Below are 6,101 nucleotides of genomic sequence, written 5' to 3' on the forward strand. Positions count from 1 at the left end.
CCGGGGAACGCGGTCAAACCGCGAGGCTTCCCCGCGTCAGCGACCCATTGGGCAGCGGATCGCTCAAATCGGCTACTTGTTCAGCGTAGCCTTAGGTGGAAGTCGAATGCTGTGCCTTGCTCACGCCACGGATGCCCATCACTGCGGCAATGACCCGGTGTACTCACCGCGCGCGGGGTAACTCTTCGCTACCGCGAAGTCCAGGGCTGCGATCAGTTCATCGAAATGGGGGCGGGCAAAGGGCATGGTCTGGACGGCGCCGTAGTACAGCGTCGCGTCTGGACGAACAATGAACACCCCCGGCTCGGAAAACAACGCGGGCTCCTCGATGCCGATGGACGTCGCGCCACGCGACGCGCTGATGTAAAGCCCCCACGCGCGTGCAACCGCCAAAGGCAGGCTGTGTCCCACACGCAGATCGGGAGCGTTCAGCTTGTCGGCCATGGCCTGGGCGCGCTCCGCGGTGTCGCTGGACAACGCGATCACCTTCACGCCGCGCTTCGTGAACTCTGGCAGAAGGCGACCAAGTTCGAGCAGGTATTTGTGGCAAATTGGGCAGTGCAGACCGCGGTAGAAGACCAACAGAGAGAACTGCTCTGGAGCATCTGTGGAGACGTTGAAAGTGCCGTGGGCCAGCGTCGGAACAGCAAGTGCGGGCACGGTTTGGCGGGGGATGAGCATGGTGGATTTCTGGTGGTTCATGACGGTCTTTAGGGCTCTGGCGACCACATGACCGGGTGTGTAGTGAATCGAAATGTTTCAGGCACCCAGGTGCTGTGCCAAGGCGGAAAAGTCGTTTACCACGACCGTGCAGTCGGGATGCGGATGCGGATCAGGAGGACCGGCGGGGCCCCACTCCAGAGGGCGCCGCACGAAGGCGGTGTGGTAGCCGCATGCGCGGGCTGCATTGAGATCGAAGTTGTGGCATGCCACCATCAAGATTTGACCAGGCGCAACATCCATCCAGCGCGCAGCCTGTTCGTATGCCAGTGGCTGCGGTTTGTAGGCGCCGATCATCTCGCAGGAGATTACGGCATCCCACTCAAGGCCGTTTCGTCTGGAGACGGCCATTACCATGGCCAGTGGCAGCATGGTGAACGAGACCACAGGAAGCTTACGTTTCAAGCGACCCAGTGCTGCTGAGAAGTCTGGCCAGGCGTCCAGCCCGTACCAGGCTTGATGGATCTGAGTGCGGTCCTGAGGTGTGAAAACTTCGAGACCGTGCCGCGACAACACGCCATCGATTACTGTGCGGTGCACGGCGTCCATGTTGAATGCCGGCTCCAGTTTTCCCACGATCTCTGCCATGGATGCGCGCCGGTAATCGTTGGTTACCGCGTGCCAGTCGCGCTCGACACCGTGACGCTTTCCGGCCAAGGCGAAGGCCTTGCAGATGCCGCTGTGCCAGTCGAGTACCGTGCCACCGGTGTCAAATGCCAGTACCTTGATGTTCATGAGGCGGTTCCTTTGTTGTCGGGAAGCGCTTCAACCGCCACCACGGTGGGTCTGCAGGTCAAAGCATTTCTGAATGCGGTAACGGGCTTCGTCGTCCAGACCTTCGTACGTGAAGCTCACTTGCAGCTGCGGAATCTCCAGCAACGCAATGCGTCTGGGTGGCAAGGTATTCCACCGCAACTCCATCGATCCGCCGACCCAGATGGCCACGTTGCGCTGACCGGTCACGTCGGTTGCGAGCTCGGCATCGGGCAGAGCGCGCGGCAACCACGAGACCAACTCCGAAGCGGTGCAGCCCATGACCCGCTCAAATGTCTGTGGAACAAAAGTTGGTGTCATGGATTTTCTAGATCAGTCGACTTTGTAGGCCGAAAAACGCTCGTCCACTGGCGTAGCGAAGGCGTGGTTGGAATAGTTGCTGAGAACTTTTACGGACACTGCCAGCACGATGTAAAGCAGATCACGCTCCTGGTAGCCCGCCTCGAGGAACGACTTTACCGTGGCGGGGCTGGGCTGGCCCAACGACTTCACCATCTCAGTGGTAATTGCGAACAGCGCGGCCAGTTTGATATCGGGAATCGGTTGCTGTTGACGGATGGCCTGCAGGACTGGGGCGGGAACGCCAGACATCTTGTCGGCGATCATGCTGTGCGCTGCGGTGCAATAGGTGCAGCCGTTGGTCTGACTGACTGCGAGGAACACCACCTCCTGTTCCGTGGGCGTCAGGCCAGACTCACTGCGGAACAGTCCGTAGCCATGCAGGTACGTACTCAGCACGGCCGGAGCGTTGACCATGTTGGCATACATGTTCGGGATGAAGCCGACCTGCTTGAGGGCAGTGTCCAGAATTGCCTTCTGAGGGCCTTCTGCACTGGCGTGGTTGATTGGGTTGAGTTGGTGGATGTATGGGGCGGCAGACATGGAAGGAAGGCTCCTGAGTTGCGATTGCAAAGCTTCACCGATCACTGGGTCAGGTGCTCGATGACCGTTGCTTCATACTAGGTGGTCACCGTACCCAACGAGAGACCAGCCGTCTCTATTTCCATACCCGACGTTTCCTGGAAGGTGAGCACACGGGAGCGTCAAAGACTGAGCGCGGTTTCGGTCTGCGTTGGCAAGGCTTGCTGCCTCAGCCATTGCCCCGGTGCTATTCCGAGCCGGCGCACAAACGCGCGCGACAGGGCGCTCGCGCTGCCATAGCCCACGTCTTCGGCCACCTGCTTGACCGGCGCGCCGCGTGTAAGCAGGCGCTGCGCTGTCATCACGCGCCAAGCGGCCAGGTAGTCAGCCGGGGTGTCGCCAGTCACCTCACGAAACCGCACCGCAAAGCGGGCGCGTGACATGCCGGCCAGTTGCGCCATGCCGAGCAGGTCCCACGGGTGCTGGGGGTCTTCGTGCATTGCGGCCATCACAGGGCCCAGGCGCACATCGGCCAGGCCTGCGAGTGCGCCCCCTTGCGTCAGGCCCAGGGCCATACAGTGGCGCAGCAGACGAATCATGAGCACTTCGCACAAGCGATCCAGCACTCCTTGTCGGCCTGCGTGTTCGTGAAAGGCCTCCTCGAACATCAGATCCAGAAGAGCGTCGACTCCCGACATCTGCGCCAAAGGGACCATTACAAGATCGGGCAGCGATGCGGTGACGGGATTGACGCCCGAACCACCGAACTGCACCGTGGCACAAACCACATCCGAACCCGGTCCGTCATCGGTCACCAGCCGGTGCTGGTCCGGGCGGGGCAGAAACATCAACGTGGGTTGTGTCACCTCGAACCGTCGCCGAGTCACGCCGCGCACCTGAACCCATCCGCTGCGAATCAGGTGGAGGTGTCCGCGTTCTGTGTCGCGCTCGAAGTCGTGAATGCCACAGATGTTGCCGGTATAGAACACACCCGCATGAAGAGAGAAATTGCTGAGAAGTGAGACCAGAGCATCCATCGCCAGATGATACGTCTGGTCAAATAAAAGACGGTAATGATGCTTATTCGTCTCGAAGCTGTAAGGCGCGCAGCAAGGGCTTCCAAGTCGCAGCTTGATCTTGAGTGGCCCGGAGTGAGCCCTGTTGCGCAGCCTGGCACAGGCGTTGCAGCATGCCTGCCTGCGGCGTGACCGGCCCGGCAAAACACAGTGCGCCGTCGCAGTCCATGATCAGGATCATGGGAAAGGTCGTGATGTCGACCTCGTCCAGCACGGACTCAAAGTCTTCCACATCAACCCTGCGCGTGCGCCAGTCGCGCTGCGCGCTGGCCAAGGTCTCAAACTCGGGAAGGTAATCGCGGCAGGTGCCACACCAATCGGCACACAGGCACACCACGTCCAGCGTCATGCGCGCGGCGCAGCTTGGGAAGCCGCATCAAGAAACGCCAACAGGGGTTCGTAGCCGTCGTCACGCAGCGCCTGCCCGCGTGTGTTGAACACGCCAGGGTTGCCCTTGACCCCATGACCTTCGAGCAACCGGTTCATGAAATTGAACAGGCACACGGTGAGTACGGCATCGTGCAGCGCCACCTCGGTCCATCCGGCGTCGAAGACGGCTTGCGCATCCTCCTGGGTCATGCGCGTTGGCTCCAGGGTGAGTTTTCGCGCGTAGCGCAAGAGCGGCTTGAGTCGCTCTTCAACATCGGCCGAATCCACATCGGCCAACAAGGCTTCCAGCACACCCTTACCCATGCCGAAGGCCTGCGCGGTCTGCGCATGCACACCGTAGCAATACTGGCAGGCGTTCAGACCAGACACGTAGGCGGCGATCAGCTCTTTGTGAGCGGGCGTCAGCGGACTGGCGTTGCGCAGCGCTGCGGTGTGAAACGCCACCAGCGCTCGCCCGGCTTCCGGGTTGAGTGTGAGGATGTGGCGCACGCCAGCGTCCTCGGGCAGGGAGGGAAAGAAGCTCATCGGTCGAATCCTGTCGTCAAGGCAACGTGATTAGTTGCCGCCGGGGTGGTCAAGTCGCCCCATTGGACACCATGAAAATCGAACCCTTGCCGCAAGGTCGGTTTGACGATGTCGAAGTACGGCGACACATCGAAGTCGCGCGGCGCAAACAGGCTGTGGTGGCGAACCATGTAGATCTCGTCCTGGCAATCGGGGCACAGGGGATCGTTGCGGTTCATGAGCCGGACCTCTGGCAGCACGGGGTAACTGATGGCCTGGAAGGCTTGGGCAATCAGGGTAGAGCAAATGGCCTTGGTGGGATCACCGCTGCCCAGCGAGAGCATACGACGTCGGAAACGGGCAGGCACCGGAGGTGTCGGGAACAGGTAACGCGCCAGGTCGATCACGTTCCTCAGGTCGTACTGCCGCCCGAGCTGGGCCACGGCATGCTGGATCAGCGCTTGCCGGTCGGCGGCGAGCAGACCCACCGGTCTGCAAATGCGTGTGTGGTGTGGCGCGAACAGCTCCAGGCCGACGGCACGCACACCCATCTGCACATCGGCCTCGATGAAGCACAAGTTTTCTGTTCCATCCTGGCCGATCAGGGCGTCGCGGCCAACAAAGAGGGCCGCGTGCGACCAGGTGGACTGGGTGAGGTATTTGATAGCAGTGCTGAACCGGCTGTGTCCCTCAATCAGCAACACATCGCCTGGCACCAGCGTGTCCCTGAGCCACTGCTCCGGCGTGGGAGGCGCTGTGCCATGCACATGCACCTCGCGCGCCAGGTAGCGGGCCAGCTGGCGTCCCACGAACCGGGTGAGGCTTCCCACGGTGCTTCCCTTCCCGGTGCACGCTTCAGCAACGCGATGGGTAGCGGATGAACTCATCCACCGAGATCTTGCCCGGCCCGTGGGCCATGAGGTATAGCAACACAGCGGCCCAGACCCCGTGTGTGGGGTAGGCGTCGGGATACACGAAGACCTGGATGACGGTGGTCATGCCCAGCAGCGCCAGCGCCGAGAAACGGGTGGACAGACCTATCAGCAACAGAATGGGAAAAAGATGTTCGCTGAACGCGGCCATCCAGGCCGCCAAGTGCGGCGCAACGATGGGCAAGCGGTATTCATCTGCGAACAGGAACACGGCATTCTCGGAAAGCTTGGGCCATCCCAGCACGAAATCGCCGTTGATGAAGTCGATGGTCAGTCCTTCGATCTTGGTCTGGCCCGATTTCCAGAACACCGCAGCGATCGAAAACCGCGCGAGCAGCGCCAGCAATGAGTTCGGCAGGCGCGTCATGGCGAAGTGGCAATGGGCCACCAGATCGGCCAGTCGATCGAGCAGTGAGGCCGGTTGGGTGCGGGCGGGCGATGGTGATGCGGATTCCATGAGTTGCTCCAGTCATGCGTTGCAAAGGGGGAGATCAACCACCAGGCCGTGGTGCAACAAACCCGCCAGGCTGATTGAAAAATCGAAGTTGTCGTGCTGCGTGCCCATCCCTTGCACGGCCTTTGCCAGTGGTGCACCGCCCATGAGAAGTCGAACCAGCGCGACCGTGCCCACCGGCGGCTCCCACACCGCCACACCGTCCCCGCGGCGGAGGACGAAGACGTCCTGAGATCGCGTGGTATCGATGGTGGACAAAAGCTGGTCCGACCCGGGCTGGTGCGCCATCCAGACGTCGGCGCCGGCATGGCTCAGGCTCAAGGGCACGAGGGATGCATCCAGGCGGCACCCGCGCTGCAGCAGCGTGTCGCAGTCGGCGATCACCTCGGC

At 61.5% G+C, this 6,101-nt stretch carries 10 protein-coding genes; all 10 read right to left on the minus strand.

What is annotated here, in order from left to right:
* Positions 1–138: 138 nt before the first annotated feature.
* The gene (locus tag ACN4F8_RS19700) at positions 139–702 is read right to left on the minus strand and encodes a peroxiredoxin-like family protein (protein WP_419475127.1); all 564 of its coding nucleotides are present in this window, start codon (positions 700–702) and stop codon (positions 139–141) included.
* A gap of 57 nt (positions 703–759) precedes the next feature.
* On the minus strand, positions 760–1,455 hold the full coding sequence (locus tag ACN4F8_RS19705; protein WP_419475128.1) for a haloacid dehalogenase type II: 696 nt from the start codon (positions 1,453–1,455) through the stop codon (positions 760–762).
* 30 nt (positions 1,456–1,485) lie between these two features.
* Complete coding sequence (locus tag ACN4F8_RS19710; protein ID WP_419475129.1) at positions 1,486–1,755, minus strand: hypothetical protein; 270 nt, start codon at positions 1,753–1,755, stop codon at positions 1,486–1,488.
* A gap of 51 nt (positions 1,756–1,806) precedes the next feature.
* Positions 1,807–2,376 carry a carboxymuconolactone decarboxylase family protein gene (locus tag ACN4F8_RS19715; protein WP_419475130.1) on the minus strand — a complete coding sequence of 190 codons (570 nt, stop codon included), beginning with the start codon at positions 2,374–2,376 and terminating at the stop codon, positions 1,807–1,809.
* 161 nt (positions 2,377–2,537) lie between these two features.
* Entirely contained in the window at positions 2,538–3,392 is an 855-nt protein-coding gene (locus ACN4F8_RS19720; RefSeq protein ID WP_251711168.1) for an AraC family transcriptional regulator, read from the minus strand.
* Between the two features lie 43 nt (positions 3,393–3,435).
* Entirely contained in the window at positions 3,436–3,780 is a 345-nt protein-coding gene (locus tag ACN4F8_RS19725; RefSeq protein WP_419475131.1) for a thioredoxin family protein, read from the minus strand.
* A complete protein-coding gene (locus ACN4F8_RS19730) occupies positions 3,777–4,346 on the minus strand; it encodes a carboxymuconolactone decarboxylase family protein (protein WP_419475132.1) in 570 nt (189 codons plus the stop codon). Before ACN4F8_RS19730 ends, ACN4F8_RS19725 begins: the two co-directional genes overlap by 4 nt.
* Positions 4,343–5,155 carry a YiiX/YebB-like N1pC/P60 family cysteine hydrolase gene (locus ACN4F8_RS19735; RefSeq protein WP_419475133.1) on the minus strand — a complete coding sequence of 271 codons (813 nt, stop codon included), beginning with the start codon at positions 5,153–5,155 and terminating at the stop codon, positions 4,343–4,345. The genes ACN4F8_RS19730 and ACN4F8_RS19735 overlap by 4 nt, the downstream gene beginning before the upstream one ends.
* 25 nt (positions 5,156–5,180) lie before the next feature.
* Positions 5,181–5,714: a DoxX family protein gene (locus ACN4F8_RS19740; protein WP_419475134.1), complete on the minus strand. Its 534-nt coding sequence runs from the start codon at positions 5,712–5,714 to the stop codon at positions 5,181–5,183.
* A 12-nt stretch (positions 5,715–5,726) separates the two neighbouring features.
* On the minus strand, positions 5,727–6,101 hold a 375-nt coding region (locus tag ACN4F8_RS19745; RefSeq protein WP_419475135.1), incomplete at its 5' end, for a hypothetical protein.

It is taken from the genome of Hydrogenophaga sp. (assembly GCF_048549895.1).
Taxonomy (GTDB): Bacteria; Pseudomonadota; Gammaproteobacteria; order Burkholderiales; family Burkholderiaceae_C; genus Hydrogenophaga.